Raw genomic sequence first — 18,901 nt, 5'->3', positions numbered from 1 at the left:
ATCACGTTAATTACTTTTTCCATTGCGCGTATTGGTATTGAGCAACTGTGTTAAACGGCCCGTAGTTCAAACCAGTGACGTGTTTTGAAACTAAGTGGGCTTGGGCGGCGGTGTAAAGTGGAACCCCATCGGCATTGGTGTGAACTTGCTTATTAGCTTCTTGAAGAAGTTGATAACGTTCGTGTGCAGATTTCGTTCCGTCATTTGCTTCATTCAGTAAGTTATCTAATTTCTGATCAGTATTGTTAGTGAAATTAACCTTATTGCCAGTTTTAAGAAGTGATAAGAAATCAGAAGCATCAGGAACATTGGAGTTCCAATCAGTCAGATTTAATTCAAATTTTCCTGCAAAATCACGACTAACGTGTTGAGCATGCGGTAAAGTTGTAACTTCCACTTTTAAGCCTTTGAATTGCTTTTGAAGTGTCGATTGAAGATATTCTGCCACTTGTTTTTGATCGTCAGTATTATCAGCTAATAAGTTTAGCGTTAACTTCTTTTTGCCAAGATCTTTTTGGGCTGCTTTCCAGTAGTTCTGAGCCTTTTGTTTATTTTGTTTTTGAAGATCGCCCGCTTGTTTAGCAAAGTCTTCACCAGTCTTTGGATTTTTCATGTCACCCTTTGGCACCCATCCAGTGGCCCCAACGGAACCATCTTGCAGGACCTTCTTGGCTAATTGATTATTATCAAATGCGTAATTAACGGCTTGACGGAAGTTTCCATTTTTTGTCAATTCATTCTTACCATTGAAATACAGGTAGTACTGGGTGGCCATTAAGCTCGTGTGGAGTTCTTTGTTACCCTTATTACCTTTGACGTAATCAGCTGTAACAGCAGTTTCTTGAACCTTACCAGACTTAAAAAGGTTTTGGGCTGTATTGTTGTCTTTAGTAACTTGAACATTGACCTTTTTCATGTTGACCTGCTTTTGGTTGTAGTAACGTTCGTTCTTAACATAACTCCATTCGTCATCGCTTCCACCAGTCCAATTTGCAACTTTGAAAGGACCGTTGTAGACAGCTTTAGAAGACGAAGAACCGTATTTATTACCTTCTTTAGCGAGAACCCGATGATTAACCGGTTTGAGATTAGCAGCAAAATTATTACGAACATTAACGGTTGGTTCTTTCTTAGCAAGGTCAAATTGAACTTTATACTTACCAAGGGCTTTTACACCCAAGGAAGACGTTGGCATACTCCCTTTAGCAACCTGATCATAGTTTGCTAAGTTAGCGACCTTATCTGCTGCTTGGGACTTGGTCTTAGGATCAGCCCAGTGACGCATCGAGGCAACATAGTCTTGGGCTGTCACCTCATCACCGTTGCTCCACTTAAGACCCTTTTTTAAAGTGAAGGTCCAAGTTTTTCCATCATTGGTAACTTTAGGCTGGGTAGCTGCTTCACCGAGAACAACATTGTTATTCTTATCAAATTTCAGTAGTCCTTCAAATGATTGAACTTGCATCGAAGTACTTGGGGTTTCGATTGTCTTTGCTGGATCTAAAGTTACTGGATTCGCCTTGAGGGTGACATTTAAATCACCACTAGCTTTATTCTTGCCACTGTTACCACACGCTGCTAACGACATTGCTGTTAAAGCGACTCCAGCTAAAGTCATCATTTTTTTGTTCATCTTCATAATGATTCCTCCTGTAAGGTGTTGGTTTAACCGAAATTTTAATCTCACTAATGTCTGTAATGTCTGATTCCATCTTCCTCACCTCACTAAAAATTATTTTGATTGAACAAAAAAAGTCCTAAGTAGCTAATTCATAGCTACTTAGGACGATCCATTTACCGTGTTACCACCTAATTTTATCTAGTCATTGCTGGCTAGACCTCGCGCGTACGTGTTCATACGCCGGCATGATAAAGGATGCGTTCCTGGTGACTCTACTCAAGATGTTCAAGTCACATTGCTCGAGGATGATCTTCAACCTTCCTATGGTCTTCCCCTCTCACCACAACGGGGACTCTCTGATCACCAAGAAAACATTTACTGTTCCTCTCATCGCAAAATGCTTTGTTCAATTAATTATTGGGTAAGATAATAATTAGAAATTTCTAATTTGTCAATACGTTTTCTCACATTTTTGTAATATGACGATTAAATGTAATCGTTTTATTTACTGGTATGAAGGATTACGCACAAATTAAAAAATCCGCGAAAAATTTTTCGCAGATTCATTAATTATGCTTCTTGATGAGCTAATTTACCACAAGCTGCGGCCACAATTGCTCCTAATAAATCATCAATAAAGGTGTTAACATGTTGGCCATCAGTATCAAACTTTTTAATAATGCCTGACTTAACACGATCTAAATACCCAAAATTAGTGATTCCAATAGTTCCATATAATTCCGCAATTTGTAAAGCAAGAGCTTCATCAACACCAAAAACGCCGGCATCATTGGCAATAATGGAAGCAAGTGGTTCTGCCACTTGATGATTTTCGGTCAGCCGATCTAATTCCAAACCTACCATCGCATTATTTAAAAACTCTCGTTTGTGCATCACATCAATAACGGCATTCTCACATTCTTCATGCGTTAAGTTGGGAATAAATTCCGCTTGTAAGTTATAGGTGAGGTCGACAAGGTCGTTAATAGTAACTCCCCGTGCTTTCAACCGGTCAACTACAAAATTAAAAGCTTTCGTGTCTGGATATTTAAAATTCGTGTTTTGCATACTTCCTCCTGATTAACGGAACCAAAGTGTCTTAAAAAGGTCGTTTAAGACTATTGTTTTTTGATGAAGTTGAATATGATTAGTTCGCGGATAAACGTGTTCTGAATAATGAATCCGTTTATTTTGAATTAACGAACGGAGCATTTCAGACTGAATATGTGGCACTTCTCCATCTGTCCGACCACCTTTAGCACCCATCCAATTGTAAATATGACCGATCCTTACGAATGAGGTGTGACGAATTTGGCGTTCCATCAACTTAAAATTATCGTCTTTCGATTTTTTAAAGAGCCATTTTGTAAACTTAGTGCGTTCACCGAAAGTTTCATCGACCGGGGTTCCCAAGAGAATGACTTTGGGAAAACGAATATTTTTCTGAAGATCAGGTGAACCAATGTAGGCATGGAGCCACTCCGTACCGCCATAAGAATGGGCAATGATATTCATTTTTTGAACATGATAGTTGCGATGAAGAATCTTCATCACGCGCATTAACTGACGAGTTTGCGCTTGATAGCCTGGTGTATAGTTCCAATCATACAATAACTGAATCATCGGGTTAGAATGGTTTAGATTTCCTTTGATTCGCACATGGCCGTTCGGTGCGACCCAAATAGTCATCGCCTTTTGTGCAATGTTTTTTTGCTGCGCGGTTTGGATCAACTTTTGATACGTCCATGAATTGCCACCCCATCCAGGAATTAATAGGGTCGGCGTTGAACGATATTCGACCCGCGGGTTGGTCTGTTCAATTGGCGACGATCGACTGCCACGGAGAAGATACAGTTGCACCGCTCCGCCAATTAAAATAATTATTATAATGATGCGGAGCAAACTCCGACCAATTTTGGCGAGCATTTTGCCACCTTCTATCCAAATAACCGTGCCCAAAAGCCCTTCTTCTTTGGCTTCTCTTCAACTGGCTCGGTAACCGTTTCTTGGTTTTCTTCAACAGCTTTTTCAGGCTGCAACTGGGGGTTAGCAACCCCAATCCAATCATAAAAAGCAGGCGCCTTTAATTCGACGAATTTTCCATTTTTACCGTTAATTCCGTCAACACAAATTTCAACAGGTAAGGCGTTGCGATATTCTTCGATGGAATCCTTTTCGAAACCATTGAAAGTGGTTAAACGAGTGATATCAAATAGCAAACTGTTCTTTTCTTCATGATAAATGAAGTCATCTTTTTGAGTCAGATATAACTTTGACCACTTGCTCCGGGCATTTTCTCCAAAGTCATCGCTTAAACCATCTGAAAAGTATTCTGGAACTGGTTCATCAATTAATTTGTAATAGTCACGGAAAATTTTTCTTGTATTAGCCAGAAAATCCAACTGACCAGTAGTATGATCAAATAATCGCCATGGCGTACTGTCATCTTCGAGATAATTAGCCATTCGAACAACAAAATCTTTAAAAAGGGTATTATTGAGATCTTTCCGGACACCGTAAATATATTTTGAAGCAACCCCTTTTTTCTCACTATCAATGACTTTATCGAGCTGCAAATAATAAGTGCGTCGAGCAGTTTCACGACGCATTGTAAAACCGGAATTGTAGTTAGTTGTTCCAATCAATGGAGCATATGGTTTCGGACTATTGACCAGCTGGTTCATCGTATCCACAATTAACCGTCGGCTATACTGTGGTTGTTGGAAGAAGTATGGTTCAATTTCATCCACCAATACCGGATAGGAACTCCCCTGCTTCATATACGATTCTAAAGCTTGCATGGTTTTAGCTTTTCGTTGATTTGTATCTGTAGGATAAATTGTTCCGAAATCAATCAACGATTTATCGGTGTTCCAAGTTAGTTGATTAATGATCCGCAAAAGGGTGGTTTTCCCAGAGCCGGCACTAGCACCTAAAATCAAGAAGTTAGGAATATCATTGCCATCTTCAGGATTAAGACTCGCTCGTTGACGGATTTCCCACAAAAATGGAGCTGTAAAAGCATACATAATCGCTTCATAATACCGTTTTCCATATTCGGGCGTGAAATCAACTACAAACTGCTGGTAACCCTTAATTACATTTTCAATTTGGTGAATACCATCACGAATTTGATTAATTGTTGCTAACTTACCAAAAGCAATTGGAAATGTTCCAGCATCATTTGGTGTATATAATCCGGTTTTGTTATGAGCGATATTTCGTTCTAAGGGTCGATCATAAAGGAAGGTTGTGTATTTCTTTTCGACAGCTAAATCTTGTGGTGAAACTGCCGCAGCCATTGCATTTTTGACGTTTTCTGCTACGACTTCTCGCTTTTTGATCTTAGGGCGCGCTGCTCGTGGGGACACTGCTTCTTTTTCAAGCATCAAGACAGTATCTCGCTGTTTAATTGCGCGCTCTTCGCGGTCTTGATCTTGCGTCCGGTTATCAGTAACGTTCCGCATTGCCAAGGTCACACCAGCGCTAAGGTGTTGTTTGTCGATCTGGTGTTGAACGTCGTCGACAATTAAATTAGTCATTTCGCGCCGTGAAATTTCATCCGTCGTATCGTTGGATAAAATAATGATGTTGTCATTATCACCCTTAGCTGCCTTAAGTGCTTTTAGTTGTTTTTCTGCAACTCTTAATAGTTCATTAGTAAAATAAGGCTGTAATACTGGCCGTAAATCTTCTTTAAAGTGTTTAAGCAGACTATTGTAGAGCGGTGAATTATCAAAAATCATGATTTCTTCAAAGCGATTTGCGTTGGCATCAAATGACGGTTCCGTTAAGTCTGCTGAACCTAAGATAACGCGAGTCTCTTTAGTAGCTGGGTTGCCTAAAAGATAAAACCGAGAATGAATCACTTGGGTTGGTGCGACTTCTAATTTTAGAACTCCGGCTAATGCAGCTAATTGAAGTTGAGAACTCAGACTTTGGAAAAGCTTAATTGATGCTTTATTAGCAGTATTTAAAAGTGCACTGGCTAACGCATCTTTAGTGACATTTTCCATTGAAGTATAGTGATGACGAGTTGGTAAGCTCCCCATCGCCACTTCAACCTGAACAAATTTTGCAAGGTAGCGATTAAGAAATTCTGGACTAATTTGTCCAGTAATCCCCATAAATTGCGGATACTTTTCTGCATCAAAAATTTGTGCTAACGTCATGCGTTTAGCTTGGTTGTTATAAATAATGTTGATTCGATTGGTATTGATGTCATTACCAGTCGTTTTAATTTCATTTGACATTCTTGTTTCTCCAATAATTATTCATGGAATACAGGTCTATTTTCGGCTATTCTGGCCCTTTTTTCAAGCAATTATTCATGATGAAATTCATAAATATTAATCTGAAATTAAGAATTTCCTAAATTCCTCTTGCAAAAATAAAATTAGGTGATTATACTCTTTATTCGTAAATAGTAATAATTACGAATAAAGGAAGGAGTTATTCCAATGAAACATGTTTTCCGTTATTTAGGACTAATAATTATGGCAATCACCCTTTTTGTGGTGACCGGTAGGAACCAAGTGTTTGCTTCAAGTAGTAGCGATCATCCAATCCAAGTCGTAACTGGATTAGACTTTTATGGTGAAGCAGCCAGCCAAGTTGCCGGACGCTATGGACACGTTACGTCGATTATTAATAGCACTTCAATCGATCCCCATGACTATCACCCTGGCACCAAACAAGCTAAGCAAGTTAGCAAGGCCAATGTGGTCATTGAAAATGGTCTAGACTATGATCCATGGTTAAATAAATTAGTTAAGAATAATCATCACAAAAATCTTCAAGTAGTCAATGTTGGGAAATCCGTTGCCGGCAAGAAGTCTGGTGATAATGAACACGTTTGGTATCGACCAGCCACGATGAAAGATTTAGCCTATCAATTAGCTGATAAATACAGTAAGCTTGATCCAAACCACGCCAAGTATTACCAAGCTAATGCTAAAAAGTATGCTCAATCCTTACAACCGGTTAATGATAAAATTAATAAAATTAAAAATAACGTTAACCCTCAACGCAACAAGGTCGCCGTCAGTGAACCAGTTTTTGATTACGCGCTCAAGGCCACTGGTTATCAAGTTTCTGATCGTCATTTTGAAAAAGCAATTGAAGACGAAACTGATCCTTCACCAAAGGATATTCGGTCAATTAAAAATGATATGAAAAATCATCAATTAGCTTTCTTTGTTGAAAATTCGCAAACAAGTGATAAAGTGGTTAATAATCTTGTCAAATATGCAAAAAAGCATGACACTCCAGTACTGAAGGTAACAGAATCAAAGCCTAAAGGAAAAACCTACAAGCAATGGATGATGAGCCAATATCAACAGTTGGCTAAAATTCAAAAACAAGAACAATAGGAGGATTAGCTATGAAGCCACTTGTCACGATTGACAATCTAACAGTGGCGTTTGGTAATCACACCATCATAAAGTCTCTGAACTGCAAAGTAATGCAGGGAGACTTTTTTATTATTTGTGGTGATAATGGGGTCGGTAAAACAACCTTGATTCGAACGCTGCTAGGATCGGTGCATCCGCAAACGGGGACCATTAACTTGCCAGAAGAACGATCCATTGGCTATGTTCCACAATTCAGAAACTTAGATCAAGAATACCCGCTTTCCATCCGTGAATTCGTTGGGCTAAATTACCAAACTGCCCTGCTACCGTGGACTACTCGCCAAGAACGACTTGCCCGGCAGAATATTTTGCAAAAGACGAATCTCACTCAATTACAAAATCAACCACTAGGTTTAGCTTCCGGTGGTGAAAAACAACGTGCCTACTTAGCCCAAGCATTGATCAATCAACCACAGTTATTGATATTAGACGAAGCTACTGCTAGTTTAGATAATTCCATGAAATTTGAACTGTTAAATCTAGTAACAAAATTTCGGCAAAAAGGACTCACTGTCATTTTGGTTACTCATGATTTACCTCTTGCTCGGCAGTATGGGAACCGTTTCCTATATATGACTAAGGATGGCTATCAGGAAGGACCGATTAATGACCTGCCCAATTGGAAGGGAGAAAAATGATGTTTGATTTAGATTTTATGCGGTATGCCTTCATTGCCAGTACTTTTATTGCGATTACCAGTGGTGTCATGGGCGTTTTTATCGTCGCTCGGAAAATGTCTTTTTTAACGCATACCCTTTCAGAAATTGGCTTTGCTGGTGGATCCTTTGCTGTTTTTGCAGGCTGGCCATTATTAAATGGAATGCTATTATTTACCCTATTAAGTTCAATTCTCGTTGGTCAGCTTAGTACCGATAGCAATCGACGTGAGTCGGTAACCACAGCGGTATCTGGGCTCTGCTTTGGAATGGGAATTTTGTTCTTATCGTTAAGTAATAAAATGTCAAATTCTGCTACCAGCATTTTATTTGGTAGTATTGTCGGGATTAGCAGTCATGAGGTTACTCAATTAATTATCCTATCAATTTTGGTGGTCATTATGATTGGGATGATTTTTAAGCCTTTAAAATTTGATTCTTTTGATCACATTGGGGCATCGGCTGCCGGTATTAAAATTAACTTAGTATCGACCATCTTTCTACTCCTGCTTGCCATTAGCGTTAGTGTTGCGGCTCAGATTGTTGGTTCCTTATTGATCTTTATTTTATTAACGCTTCCTGCAGCTAGTGCCCAATACTTTACCCATCGAATTGATTGCATTATTATTTTATCAACAATGTTCTGCTTAGTTGGGACTTATTTGGGATTGGTATCCGCTTACATCACTAATTGGCCGGTTAGCTTCTTCGTGGCTTCTTTTGAAGTCGGTATTTACTTTCTAGCTTTATTGTTCCACAAGTTAGGAACAGTTGTTCAGCCCAGCTCTAAGTAACATGAGGAGATTTTAAGATGTTTGACGCGACCAAAAGGTTTCATTCCCACATTACGTTTAAAATAATGATTGCATTATTGATTGGTGGCTTTGTGATGTTCTTTGTTCATCATGATCAGGTACTCTATCACCAACCAATTGCTAAAATTACCAAGGTAACTAACGGTCAACCGAAAAAACAAGTGGATGAATTCAAAAATCATGATCAGCTTACTCACCAAAAAATAACGGCGACCATCCTCAATGGTCGTTATCGCGGACAGACTGTCCATTTAAATAATGCTTTCACGAATACTCATGCTACAGATCAGCAATTTCACGTAGGCAACCAAGTCTTTGTCAATCATCTTAACCACCACCAGCATCGGTTAACAGGCAACATCAATAGTATTAAGCGAGATGCGGTTGTTGCTTTTCTAGCTTGGTTAGTAGCTGCGTTATTAATTCTGCTCATGGGTTATGATGGCTTGAAAACTTTGTGCAGCGTGATTCTAAATACAGGATTATTTATATTAGCAATTTGGCTGGAACGAAAAATATCAGGAAACGCGGTTTTAATTGTTTTTGGTTTGTTAACTGTTGGCTTTGCAACCGCTAGTTTGCTAATTGTTTTAGGTCCCAACAAAAAAATGCTTGCCACCTTAGCAGCAACAATTCTTGGAACATTTGCTTCCCTTTTATTAGGCATCTTGATTTTAGGAATCACCCATAGCCGAGGAGTGATTTATGAATCCATGCAATATGTGACTCAAGTGCCACAAACACTCTTTTTAGCTGAATTAATGTTAGGCTCCCTTGGCGCAGTTATGGATGAATGCAGCGATATCATTGCAACACTCTTTGAGTTGCATCAACTCAATCCAATGATCAGTCGTAAACAACTATTTTCTGCTGGACAAAGTGTTGGGAGCGAAATTATGGGTCCCCTCATTAATGTGCTTTTTCTAGTGTTCATGACGGGGACATTTGCTTCTAGTATCTTATACCTGAAAAATGGGAACGGCTGGGGATACACGTTTAGTATGAATATGAGCCTTGGAATGACGCAGAGCTTAGTTAGCGGTATTGGTATCGCCATTGTAGTTCCAATCGTTAGTGCTTTTGGTGCTCTTCTATTGGGCAGAAAGGAATCATAATGAGTAGTATTGTTGCACTTAGCTTAGCATTATTGGTGATTATGATTAGTGTTGGTCGTCAGCAGGGGTGGACAGCATTTGTAAGTATCTGGTTGAATTTCGGTGCCATGGTATTATTAATTACTTTAATGGCATGGCACCTACCGCCATTGCCATTAACGATTGCCTTTAGTGTTATTATTCTAGCAATTACCATCTTCATGGGTGCGGATAACATTCAGGCAACATTACCTGCCTTTTATGCATCATTGATGACTGTGGCATTCACCATTATCTTAGTCATCATTACAACTCATTTAGGAATGGCTTATGGTTTCGGGTTTGAAGATAGTGACGATTTGCAAGGCATGTCAGTTGCATTTGGCATTAATTACATTCAAATTTCGATTGCCATCACGACCTTAGCAACCTTAGGGGCGATTGCAGAAGCAGCCATCGCCATTAGTAGCGGTATGCAGGAAGTGCTTGAAAAGCACCAAGATTTAGGCTTTGCTCCATTATTTAATTCTGGAATGCACATTGGTCATCAAATTATTGGGACAGCTTTGAATACTTTGTTTTTCGGCTTCTTTGGTGGGCTGCTATCCCTCTTTACTTGGTTTGCTGGTCTTCACTATTCACCAGGGATGATTATTAATAATCAAATTATGGTCGGTGAACTACTTGAAATTTTACTATCTTTCGTTGGTGTTTTAATTACGGTGCCTTTTACTGCTTTAATTACAGTCTTTATTCATGAACGGCAGTTAAAAAATAATCAAGGTCAAAATAATTGAATATTTCTAAACAATAAGAAAGTGATCCTCAGTTCAGGCTAGTTGAACTGAGGATCGCTTTTTTTATCAATGAAGCAAGATGTTGGTTTCAAAATAAGCCAAGCTGACCGATGGACATTCGGATAGAAACTAGTTCTTATTTGAGTTTTCCTTTTCAAAAGCATCATTGAAAAATTGTTGAATTTTAGCAAACGGAATCTTATCTACTCGGTCATAAAGATCAATGTGTTCACAATCATCTACGACGTACATTTCTTTAGGTTCTTTTGCCAGCTTATAAGCACGATCAGAAAAGCTCCGTGAATGAGCATGATCCCCAACAATAAATAGAATTGGCCGTGGGGAAATTTCATCAATATAAGCTAAGGCTGGGAACTGCATCATGGCAAGGTTTGAGGTCGTCGTAAAATTTCCACGGGCATGAATATGGAATCCCCATTTAACGGCATAAAACCGATTCCACTCATTACTAATTGGATCGGTTTCCGGCAAATCATCAACACTTGGATATGGTTTTGTTGGAAAAGCCGGCTTATATTCCGGTACCCCGTTAGCGTAATCTTCCCACCGTTGCTGTGCTAATTCTTCTTTCATCTTCGCTAGCTGGTCAGCCGTTGGATTCATCATTCCACGAATATCAGTAATATCGTACATTGAAGCCGTTACTACCGCCTTAATCCGCGGATCATTCGCTGCTGCTGCAAGTGAGAAACCACCTGAACCACAAATACCAATTACACCAAGCTGATTGCGATCAACAAATGGTACTTCAACCCCAAGAAAATCAACCGCAGCGCTAAAAGATTCGGTAAACAATTCTGGAGACGATAACCGTCGTGGCTCACCAGCTGAATCTCCCATGTTAACCTGATCAAAGGTTAAAACGACAAAGCCACGTTGAGCAAGTTCATTAGCATAAACAGCTGGTCCCTGTTCTTTGACACCACCATAAGGGGCTCCAATAATCAAAGCTGGATGTGCCTTAGTCAGATCTAAGTCCTTAGCATAGTAGAGATCACCAGCTAATTTTGTCTTAAAGCGATTATTAAAACTAACACTCTTCCGTTCAACACTTGTCGCTAATTTAGTAATATATCCAAATGACATGTTATTCCCCTCCAATTTTCTTAATTACTTTTGCAGGAACACCGGACACAACGGTATTCGCTGGCACATCTTTCGTTACTACGGCACCAGCTGCTACTACCGCATTTTCACCAATAGTTACCCCTGGCAAAATAACCGCAGTTGCACCAATCCAAGCATTCTTATCAATAAGTACCGGTGCAGTTTCAACTTGACGACGTTTATGCGGATCTAATGGGTGGTTAACAGAAATAATCGTTGCTTTAGGGCCGATTAAAACATTATCTGCTAGTTCAATCCTGCCTAAATCAGTAAACATTACACCGCTATTAATGAAGACACCTTTACCAATCTTTAAGTTAGCACCATAGTCACTATAAATTGGTAATCGAATTTCAACTGAATCGTCAACAAGATGTCCGGTTATTTTTGTAAATACATTGCGGATTGTTGTTTGAGAAGCAGCACTACTATTTAATTTTTGCAGTTGATTTTGTGTTTTAAGTGCGGTCTGGGTAATCATTGCTATTTCATCACGAGTCATTTCTTTCATTGTCAACTGCCTTTCATATTTTCTTTAATCATAATTTTAAAGGAGAAAGCCAGTAATGTGAAATATTTATAATTAATAGTTAACTATAATCAAAAAGAATAGATTGCGGATATAAGAAAAGGCTAGGTTATCCCCCGGCCTTTTTACTAGTCTAATTAAAATTGAGATTATTTATCCATGTATCAATCTGGTTTGGACTATTTAGTACTGCCCCAGAATTGACTTTGGTATCATAACCATTCTCTTTTACTGCTCGTTCAATGAAGCTTTGCGAACGATCATAATTAGTACCGCCAGAAGTAGCAAATAAGCCCAGATTTTTACCATTAAGATCCAACTTATCAATCAAATCAGCAATCATCCGTGGCGGAATCGCCCACCAAATCGGATGGCCAATTACAATATTGTCATAATTCTGAACATCCGGTAAATCATCCTTAACTGCAACGCGACTATTGTGTTGATGTTGCTCAATGGACGTCCGACTACTTGGATCATGCCAATTTAAGTCTGACGTGGTATACGGTTGAGCTGCCTGAATTTCAGTTATATCAGCATTAAATTTTTGTGCGATTTGTTCTGCAATCTCTTTAGTTGTATTAGTAGCAGAATAGTATAAAATAAGGGTCTTTGCCATTTTTATCACTCCCCCGTTGGTTTTTATTCTTCAGTACGAGGTCAGTATAGTGGTTAAAGTATACTTTAAGTCAAGAGGATCAAAAAAATAATTTATCATTCACTGATAAATTATTTTTCCAGCTGTGACAGTGACATTTCTGCCAGCACATTTTTCTCTGTTCCTTCTTTAAGCGCTCGATCGTAGTACTGACATTTAAAATCTAAGACTTTTAAAGTTGCTTGCAGTTCATCCATTTTATTAAGCAATCGCTGTCGTGTTCGATAAAATATTTCTCGTCGTTCTTTAAGTGAGTGATCGCCTTGCGCAATTAATTTCGTATAATTTTGAATTTCTTTTAATGTTAAACCTGACCGCTTCAAACATTCGATGACCTGAATGGTATCAATATCTTTTTGCGTAAATTGACGGACCCCCTGCGAATTTTTTTGTAGATATGGTAGAAACTCTAAACTATCATAATAACGAATTGTTGAACTTGGCAGCCCGGTAATTTGCGACACTTCACCAATCGAATAAGTTTGAATAGTATCTGGCATAATCATCACTGCTCCTTCAAGTTAACTTGAATGATGATTATATTATACCCCACTATTTTTATTAATCATTAGCATGTACATCCAAAGCTCCACGAAGCATCTCTTCAATTCCTGGTGCATCAGGGTTGTGAATTCCTTTCCCCTTATCCAATGCTCGGATTTGATCCATTTCGGCTGAATTTAGTTCAAAGTCAAAGATATTTTGATTGCTCTTAATTCGCGCTTCGTGTACTGACTTCGGAAAGACGATCACGCCCTCTTGATGTTCAAAGCGAAGAATAATTTGTCCGGCATCCTTGCCATATTTTTCGGCCATCTTGGTAATTACCGGCTCCTTAAATAAGTCCGCATTTCCCTGACCAAGCGGTGCCCAGGCTTCTAAAGCCACGTTATTCTTTGCCATAATTTGCCGAAGTTCTTTTTGCTGGAAGTAAGGGTTAAATTCAACCTGATTAACTGCTGGCATTACCTTAAAGTTTGGCACAAACTTTTGCCAAATCTTTGGCGTCATATTAGAAACCCCAATTGAGCGAATCTTACCAGCCTTTTGTGCTTCTTCCATTGCCCGCCAAGCTTCATCAACTTTTCCGTATGGCTGGTGAATTAAGTAAAGATCAACATAGTCTAAGCCGAGCTTTTGCAATGATAAGTCAATTGCCTTTTTCGCATCTTCATAAGCAAAATCTTGTAGCCATAGCTTAGATGTTACCCAAATCTGGTCCCGCGGAATCCCGCTATCTTTAATTGCTTGACCAACTTCTTGTTCATTGAAGTAAGCAACTGCTGTGTCAATGTGCCGATAACCAGCAGCTAATGCTTCTTTAACTGCTTGGTAAGTTGAGCCGTCCGCAAGAATTTCGAAGGTACCGAAACCGAAGGAAGGAATTTCGTTACCATCGTTAAGTTTAAATGTTGGAATTGTCATTATAGATTGCCTCCTAATTACTTTTCACTGTCTTGGACTTGCTTCAAACTAGAGCCAAAAATTTGCTCAATTGTTACTGGATCACGATGATCAAAGAACTGGCTTTCTCCTTTATCCAGACTAGCCATCTTCTTCATATCGTCATCCGACAATTCAAAGTCAAAAACATCAATGTTTTCGGCCATCCGCTGTTGGTGAACCGACTTTGGAATGACAGTAATTCCACGTTGAAGTAACCAGCGAAGAATTACTTGGCCAGTTGTCTTACCATATTTAGCCGCGATTTCAGCAATAGTGTCATTCTTAAAAATGTTGTGCTTGCCTTCTGCAAATGGTGCCCAAGCTTCGACGCGAACACCTTGGCTTTGGGCAAACTTAACTTCTGCATCTTGCTGGTACCATGGATTAACTTCAATCTGGTTGATAACCGGTTTAACTGGCATCGTTAGCATCAAGTCTTGTAATTGGTCTGCATAGAAATTAGAAACACCAATCGCCCGAATTTTACCTTCCTTTTGGGCTTCTTCTAGTGCCCGCCAAGCGCCCATTGTATCGCCATATGGTTGATGCAACAGGTATAAGTCCATGTAATCAAGCCCGAGCTTTTGTAGTGAAGCATCAATACCCTTCTTAGCCCGTTCATAACTAAAATCAGATACCCAGAGCTTAGAAGTTACAAAGATATCGTCACGGTTAACGGAACTATTTTTAATTGCTTTACCAACTGCTTCTTCATTTTGGTAGGCAGTTGCGGTATCAATTAAGCGATAGCCTGTTTCGATTGCCTCGGTTACTGCCTTTTCCGCCTCTGTAAGGTCTGGTACTTGAAAAACCCCAAAGCCAAGCGTTGGCATTTCAACGCCATCATTTAATTTAATCGTTGGTACATTCGCCATCATTATTAACTTCCTTTCGTTTTATCTTAGTGATTGTCTATAGCATAATCGCATATTAACTAATTGAAAATTACTTGATGGGCATAACAGTATACGAATGGTGTATACTAGTGCTGAGTATAAAATTAATGAGCGATTAAATAGTTCCATGAATGGATAGTTGAACAGAGAGGGAATAATGATGATTGATAATTACCTACTAAAAGAACTCGTTACCTTTGCCAAAACCGGCACTCTTGCGAAAACGGCTGGTGAGTTAAATGTAACCCAGCCAACCGTCACGCGGGGGATGCAAAAATTAGAAGATAAATTAGAAGTTAAATTATTTGATCGTCAGCCAAATAAACTTGATTTAACTAAGACTGGTAAGCTTGCTGCTAAAAAAGCTGAGATTCTCTTACAAGCTAATCACCAATTTATTGATGAGATTCGTGATTTTGATCAGTCCCAAAAAGTGTTAAAGATTGCCAGTGTTGCACCAGGACCACAAATTATCCTTCGGCGAGAAACTGAGCACCTCCCAAAGAAAATCAATCTTAACCATCACCTATTAGCTACCGATCAGGTTATCACTTCCCTAATGGATCACCATTATTCGATGATCATTACTAATCAAGAAATTCAAACTGATTTAATTGAATCACGTCATCTCGGACAGGAACGTCTCTATGTTAACCTCGATCAATTTATGTATTTGGCTAATCAACAGCGAGTTAGTTTTAATGAATTAACTGGCCTTAGTTTTGTTGTTCTTAACAAAATTGGTCCGTGGAAACAAGTTATTCAAGAGCACATTCCTAACGCAAAATTTCTTTATCAAGCCGAATATGATGCACTCAATGAGCTAACTAAATACACCAACTTTCCGTTCTTTACAACTAATATCACTAACCCCGAAGGTCCGTACGATACATCAGATACAGTCACCATCCCCATCACCGACGATGCCGCCACCATGACCTTTTATGCAGCCTATTTAAAAAGCCAACGAAAGATCATCTCTCCGTTGGCAAAAAAGCTAGTTAAAGTTTGGCCTAAATAATAATTTCAGTTAGACCCGTTAACTGGTTCTTCATAAGCTGATTAGTGGACCATTATTATATGTCTTTTTTACAATGCTGCTTTCACATCATCTAATACTTTAGCAATGTCGCCTTTAATAGCAACTCCTTTATCTTCAATCTGTTCTGGCAAGAATTGATATTCGTTATTAACCATCACATCAAATGAATTTGGTAAGTTGTTAGTTAACGCCCAGAACGGTTCTTGGATAAACATTGGGGTCATTCGACCAACACCTAATTCAACAAACAGAATTTTATCATGAGCTTGGATGTGTTTCTCAAGGTCGTCAGAAATTTTTTGGTACTCTTGCTGGTAGCGGGTTCCTTCAAGGAAGTTACCATAACCACGAACCCAGGGAAATGCTTCGGCACCACAGTGGGGACACCGTGGAATCATTTCAGTTGGGACTTTGGTACTATCCCCCATTGCTTTGACCATCTCTTCGACCGGCTTAACGGCATCCCACACTTCATCAGTACATTGTTGAGAACATTGAAAGAAACGGTGATCGCCTTGAATTTGAGCCACCTTTTCTTCAGGAAAGGCCTTGATTGCTTGGGTGTCTTGATTGGTCGTCACGATAAAGTAATCACGCTCCTTTAAGATTGCCCGTAAGTCCTTATATGGTCTGCGAATTTCAGCGTGCTGAGTAGTGTACAAAAAGGTGGCTAAATAGCCCCAAAATTCTTCACGACTTTCCCAACGATGCTGCATCCCAGCAAAAGCACCCTTAAAGCTATATTTTTCATAAAACTTAGCAAAGCGCTTTTTGTATGATGGCGAATCGGTGTAATAAAAGTCGCCACCACCAGCAGCTGATAAGCCCGAGGCACCACCAATCACAATATGATCTGCTTCCTTGATTTTATCCACAAAAATTTTAATTTGTTCATCATAGGATGGCTGTGGCTTTTCCGTTAACTTAACTGGCGTTCTCCCGCTAGCGTACACTCCATAATACTGCGAATAATTCATCTGGGTCTGGATAACTAACTGCTCATACATTGTTCGCTTATTCATGTTCAACGGCCTCCCTTAATTGTTGTAATGTCGTCCTTAAATCACCAGTCAGAGCAATTGAGCGATCTTCAATAACTGGCATGATATTAATTTGATTAGCCAGATTCATCGTGATATATGACCAATCCGTATTCATTGCGACCATTTTCATCAATGGCGCTTTGATTAATTGATTGGCCGCTCCAATACCTAACTCTAATTGAACTAACTTCTTCCCCCGATACTTCTCAACAAAGTCTTGAAATCTAGTCTTCTGTTCTTGCCATAAAGGTGATCGTATTGACATATCAAAGAAATTACCCTCAATTTCCCAGATTTTCTCCGTATCAAAACCGTTCGCTTGAAAATGCTGATCGGCATTGGAGGTCAAAATAAAATAATCCTTGCCACGAACAAGCTGCTTTAGATTATTAAACGATGGCGAACCCTGGTAATCATCAAGCAGATACTTCTTTAGTTGAGCAATAAACGCAGCTCGCTCATCAGGGGGAAAGTTAAAACTTGCTCCCTGCAAAATACTTTGAATCCCGTACTTAGTTTGAAAATTACCAAAGTATTTTTGAAAATCCTGATTATTTGCAAAAATATTAAAGTCTTCACTAATTGAAAGACCATTACTGGCACTAATCAAAACCGCATCAGCATCGTTGATTGTTCGTGCCGCTTGAATGATTTCATCCATTGCTAACTCCTTTACTATTTGTATTATTATGGACATGGTGTCGTTAACTTCTTAAAATAGGATATATGAATTTCCAATTAAACTTAAATACAGATTTTAGCTTTAGGTTGTTTTATTGACACCTTTTTAAAGTCGTAAAGGAGTTTTATCATGCCTACTAGAAAAATTGATCGCCGGACCAAATACACCATTAATGTCATTAAGGAATCATTTATGGAATTAATCAATGAGCATCCGTACTCACAAATCACGGTTGCTCAAGTTTGTCGCCAAGCTGAAATTACCCGCTCCACTTTTTATCTTCATTTCAATAATCTCACTGACGTTTTAAATGTTGTCATTGATGACGCCTTAATGATCTCCAATGATTCAACAGGAACCTTTCCTAATATTAGTAAGCTTTCGATTGACTATTTAAAGCAAAATGAATCATTGCTCCCGACTTGTCAACGAATTGCTAGCGAAACCAAATATCGTGCTTTATTGATGGACCCTGATTTAAGCGAATATATTATTGGTCGAATCGTCATTCACGAACGTGATAAAATGATTCCATTAATTCAACACCGGACCAGTTTAGATCAGCATGATGCGGAAACACTGTTTTTATACATATTGCATGGGTCATTTGCCATTAATAAGCGCCACCACTTTGTTAAGGATGATGAATGGTATCACGAAGTTGAACTCTTGAACCGGTTTATTAACGCTGGCTACCAATCATTTAAGAAAAAATAAATTAAAAGACATGGCCCAAAGGAGTGCCTCCTCAAGTCATGTCTTTTTCTCCGAGTTAGTTATTGTGTTTAAAATTTAATCCCAACCATACCTCCCAAAGCGTTTTTTCATATCTTCTTCGGTAAGTAGAGCATCATGGTCAAACGACTCTTCAATCATTTTATAATCATGCTTAATATTAGCATCACTAATAACAGGAACTGTTAAGGCCATTGATGTTCCCTGTTGCTGCGCTTTAACTATTTTATATTTCATTACGTTCACCTCGTATATAATTATACACGTGAAACATTGTGTATTAGTCTGGATACAAACGTTCGTACCATTCGCATTATTCCTCATTTTAAATAGTAAGATTGTCTT

Annotated in this window: 20 protein-coding genes and 1 other annotated feature; of the genes, 7 read left to right on the top strand and 13 right to left on the bottom strand. The window is 38.9% G+C overall.

All coding sequences use genetic code 11. The annotated features are described in order from the left end of the window. Positions 1-10: 10 nt before the first annotated feature. The 4 genes from Q0C76_RS05250 to Q0C76_RS05235 all read right to left on the bottom strand — a co-directional run bounded on the left by Q0C76_RS05250 (position 11) and on the right by Q0C76_RS05235 (position 5,874). Positions 11-1,639, bottom strand: a complete 1,629-nt coding sequence (locus Q0C76_RS05250; RefSeq protein ID WP_295730597.1) for a peptide ABC transporter substrate-binding protein — start codon at positions 1,637-1,639, stop codon at positions 11-13. Between the two features lie 139 nt (positions 1,640-1,778). After that, positions 1,779-2,021, bottom strand: a binding site (T-box leader). A gap of 170 nt (positions 2,022-2,191) precedes the next feature. Further along, complete coding sequence (locus Q0C76_RS05245; protein ID WP_295730594.1) at positions 2,192-2,689, bottom strand: phosphatidylglycerophosphatase A; 498 nt, start codon at positions 2,687-2,689, stop codon at positions 2,192-2,194. Between the two features lie 12 nt (positions 2,690-2,701). Next, positions 2,702-3,547, bottom strand: coding sequence for an alpha/beta hydrolase (locus tag Q0C76_RS05240; protein WP_295730592.1), 846 nt, complete (start codon positions 3,545-3,547; stop codon positions 2,702-2,704). A gap of 11 nt (positions 3,548-3,558) precedes the next feature. Then, positions 3,559-5,874, bottom strand: coding sequence for an ATP-binding protein (locus Q0C76_RS05235; RefSeq protein WP_295730589.1), 2,316 nt, complete (start codon positions 5,872-5,874; stop codon positions 3,559-3,561). A 207-nt stretch (positions 5,875-6,081) separates the two neighbouring features. Here Q0C76_RS05235 and Q0C76_RS05230 point away from each other — a divergent pair, with 207 nt between their 5' ends. The 5 genes from Q0C76_RS05230 to Q0C76_RS05210 are packed head-to-tail and all read left to right on the top strand — an operon-like array spanning position 6,082 to position 10,397. Beyond that, positions 6,082-6,993: a metal ABC transporter solute-binding protein, Zn/Mn family gene (locus Q0C76_RS05230; protein WP_295730587.1), complete on the top strand. Its 912-nt coding sequence runs from the start codon at positions 6,082-6,084 to the stop codon at positions 6,991-6,993. Between the two features lie 11 nt (positions 6,994-7,004). Next, positions 7,005-7,673, top strand: a complete 669-nt coding sequence (locus Q0C76_RS05225; RefSeq protein ID WP_295730584.1) for a metal ABC transporter ATP-binding protein — start codon at positions 7,005-7,007, stop codon at positions 7,671-7,673. Then, complete coding sequence (locus Q0C76_RS05220; protein ID WP_295730755.1) at positions 7,673-8,485, top strand: metal ABC transporter permease; 813 nt, start codon at positions 7,673-7,675, stop codon at positions 8,483-8,485. Before Q0C76_RS05225 ends, Q0C76_RS05220 begins: the two co-directional genes overlap by 1 nt. A gap of 17 nt (positions 8,486-8,502) precedes the next feature. After that, a complete protein-coding gene (locus Q0C76_RS05215) occupies positions 8,503-9,621 on the top strand; it encodes a YibE/F family protein (RefSeq protein ID WP_295730582.1) in 1,119 nt (372 codons plus the stop codon). Beyond that, a complete protein-coding gene (locus tag Q0C76_RS05210; RefSeq protein ID WP_295730580.1) occupies positions 9,621-10,397 on the top strand; it encodes a YibE/F family protein in 777 nt (258 codons plus the stop codon). The genes Q0C76_RS05215 and Q0C76_RS05210 overlap by 1 nt, the downstream gene beginning before the upstream one ends. Before the next feature lie 129 nt (positions 10,398-10,526). Here Q0C76_RS05210 and Q0C76_RS05205 read toward each other — a convergent pair whose 3' ends face one another. The 6 genes from Q0C76_RS05205 to Q0C76_RS05180 form a co-directional block, all read right to left on the bottom strand. Beyond that, positions 10,527-11,504, bottom strand: a complete 978-nt coding sequence (locus tag Q0C76_RS05205; protein WP_295730577.1) for an alpha/beta hydrolase — start codon at positions 11,502-11,504, stop codon at positions 10,527-10,529. Position 11,505: 1 nt separating this feature from the next. Continuing rightward, a complete protein-coding gene (locus tag Q0C76_RS05200) occupies positions 11,506-12,036 on the bottom strand; it encodes a DapH/DapD/GlmU-related protein (protein ID WP_295730574.1) in 531 nt (176 codons plus the stop codon). Between the two features lie 151 nt (positions 12,037-12,187). Beyond that, on the bottom strand, positions 12,188-12,673 hold the full coding sequence (locus Q0C76_RS05195; protein WP_295730571.1) for a flavodoxin: 486 nt from the start codon (positions 12,671-12,673) through the stop codon (positions 12,188-12,190). A 110-nt stretch (positions 12,674-12,783) separates the two neighbouring features. Continuing rightward, entirely contained in the window at positions 12,784-13,212 is a 429-nt protein-coding gene (locus tag Q0C76_RS05190) for a MerR family transcriptional regulator (protein ID WP_295730568.1), read from the bottom strand. A 61-nt stretch (positions 13,213-13,273) separates the two neighbouring features. Next, positions 13,274-14,137 (bottom strand): aldo/keto reductase, encoded by an 864-nt coding sequence (locus tag Q0C76_RS05185; RefSeq protein ID WP_295730565.1) that lies wholly within the window; start codon positions 14,135-14,137, stop codon positions 13,274-13,276. A gap of 17 nt (positions 14,138-14,154) precedes the next feature. After that, the gene (locus Q0C76_RS05180; protein WP_295730752.1) at positions 14,155-15,033 is read right to left on the bottom strand and encodes an aldo/keto reductase; all 879 of its coding nucleotides are present in this window, start codon (positions 15,031-15,033) and stop codon (positions 14,155-14,157) included. 181 nt (positions 15,034-15,214) lie between these two features. On the opposite strand from Q0C76_RS05180, the gene Q0C76_RS05175 reads away from it, so the two are divergent. Next, positions 15,215-16,075 (top strand): LysR family transcriptional regulator, encoded by an 861-nt coding sequence (locus Q0C76_RS05175; protein WP_295730750.1) that lies wholly within the window; start codon positions 15,215-15,217, stop codon positions 16,073-16,075. Positions 16,076-16,143: 68 nt separating this feature from the next. On the opposite strand, the gene Q0C76_RS05170 is transcribed toward Q0C76_RS05175, so the two are convergent. Then, positions 16,144-17,118, bottom strand: coding sequence for an NAD-dependent protein deacetylase (locus tag Q0C76_RS05170; protein ID WP_295730562.1), 975 nt, complete (start codon positions 17,116-17,118; stop codon positions 16,144-16,146). Then, positions 17,111-17,800, bottom strand: coding sequence for a hypothetical protein (locus tag Q0C76_RS05165; protein ID WP_295730559.1), 690 nt, complete (start codon positions 17,798-17,800; stop codon positions 17,111-17,113). The genes Q0C76_RS05170 and Q0C76_RS05165 overlap by 8 nt, the downstream gene beginning before the upstream one ends. A gap of 150 nt (positions 17,801-17,950) precedes the next feature. Between Q0C76_RS05165 and Q0C76_RS05160 the strand changes: the two genes are divergently transcribed. After that, positions 17,951-18,538, top strand: coding sequence for a TetR/AcrR family transcriptional regulator (locus Q0C76_RS05160; RefSeq protein WP_295730556.1), 588 nt, complete (start codon positions 17,951-17,953; stop codon positions 18,536-18,538). A 75-nt stretch (positions 18,539-18,613) separates the two neighbouring features. Here the strand turns inward: Q0C76_RS05160 and Q0C76_RS05155 are convergent, their stop codons facing one another. Beyond that, complete coding sequence (locus tag Q0C76_RS05155) at positions 18,614-18,793, bottom strand: hypothetical protein (protein ID WP_295730553.1); 180 nt, start codon at positions 18,791-18,793, stop codon at positions 18,614-18,616. Positions 18,794-18,901: the final 108 nt, after the last annotated feature.

The sequence above is a fragment of the uncultured Limosilactobacillus sp. genome (genome assembly GCF_934202705.1).
Classification (GTDB): Bacteria; Bacillota; Bacilli; order Lactobacillales; family Lactobacillaceae; genus Limosilactobacillus.
This window is presented reverse-complemented; position numbering and strand designations above follow the sequence as displayed.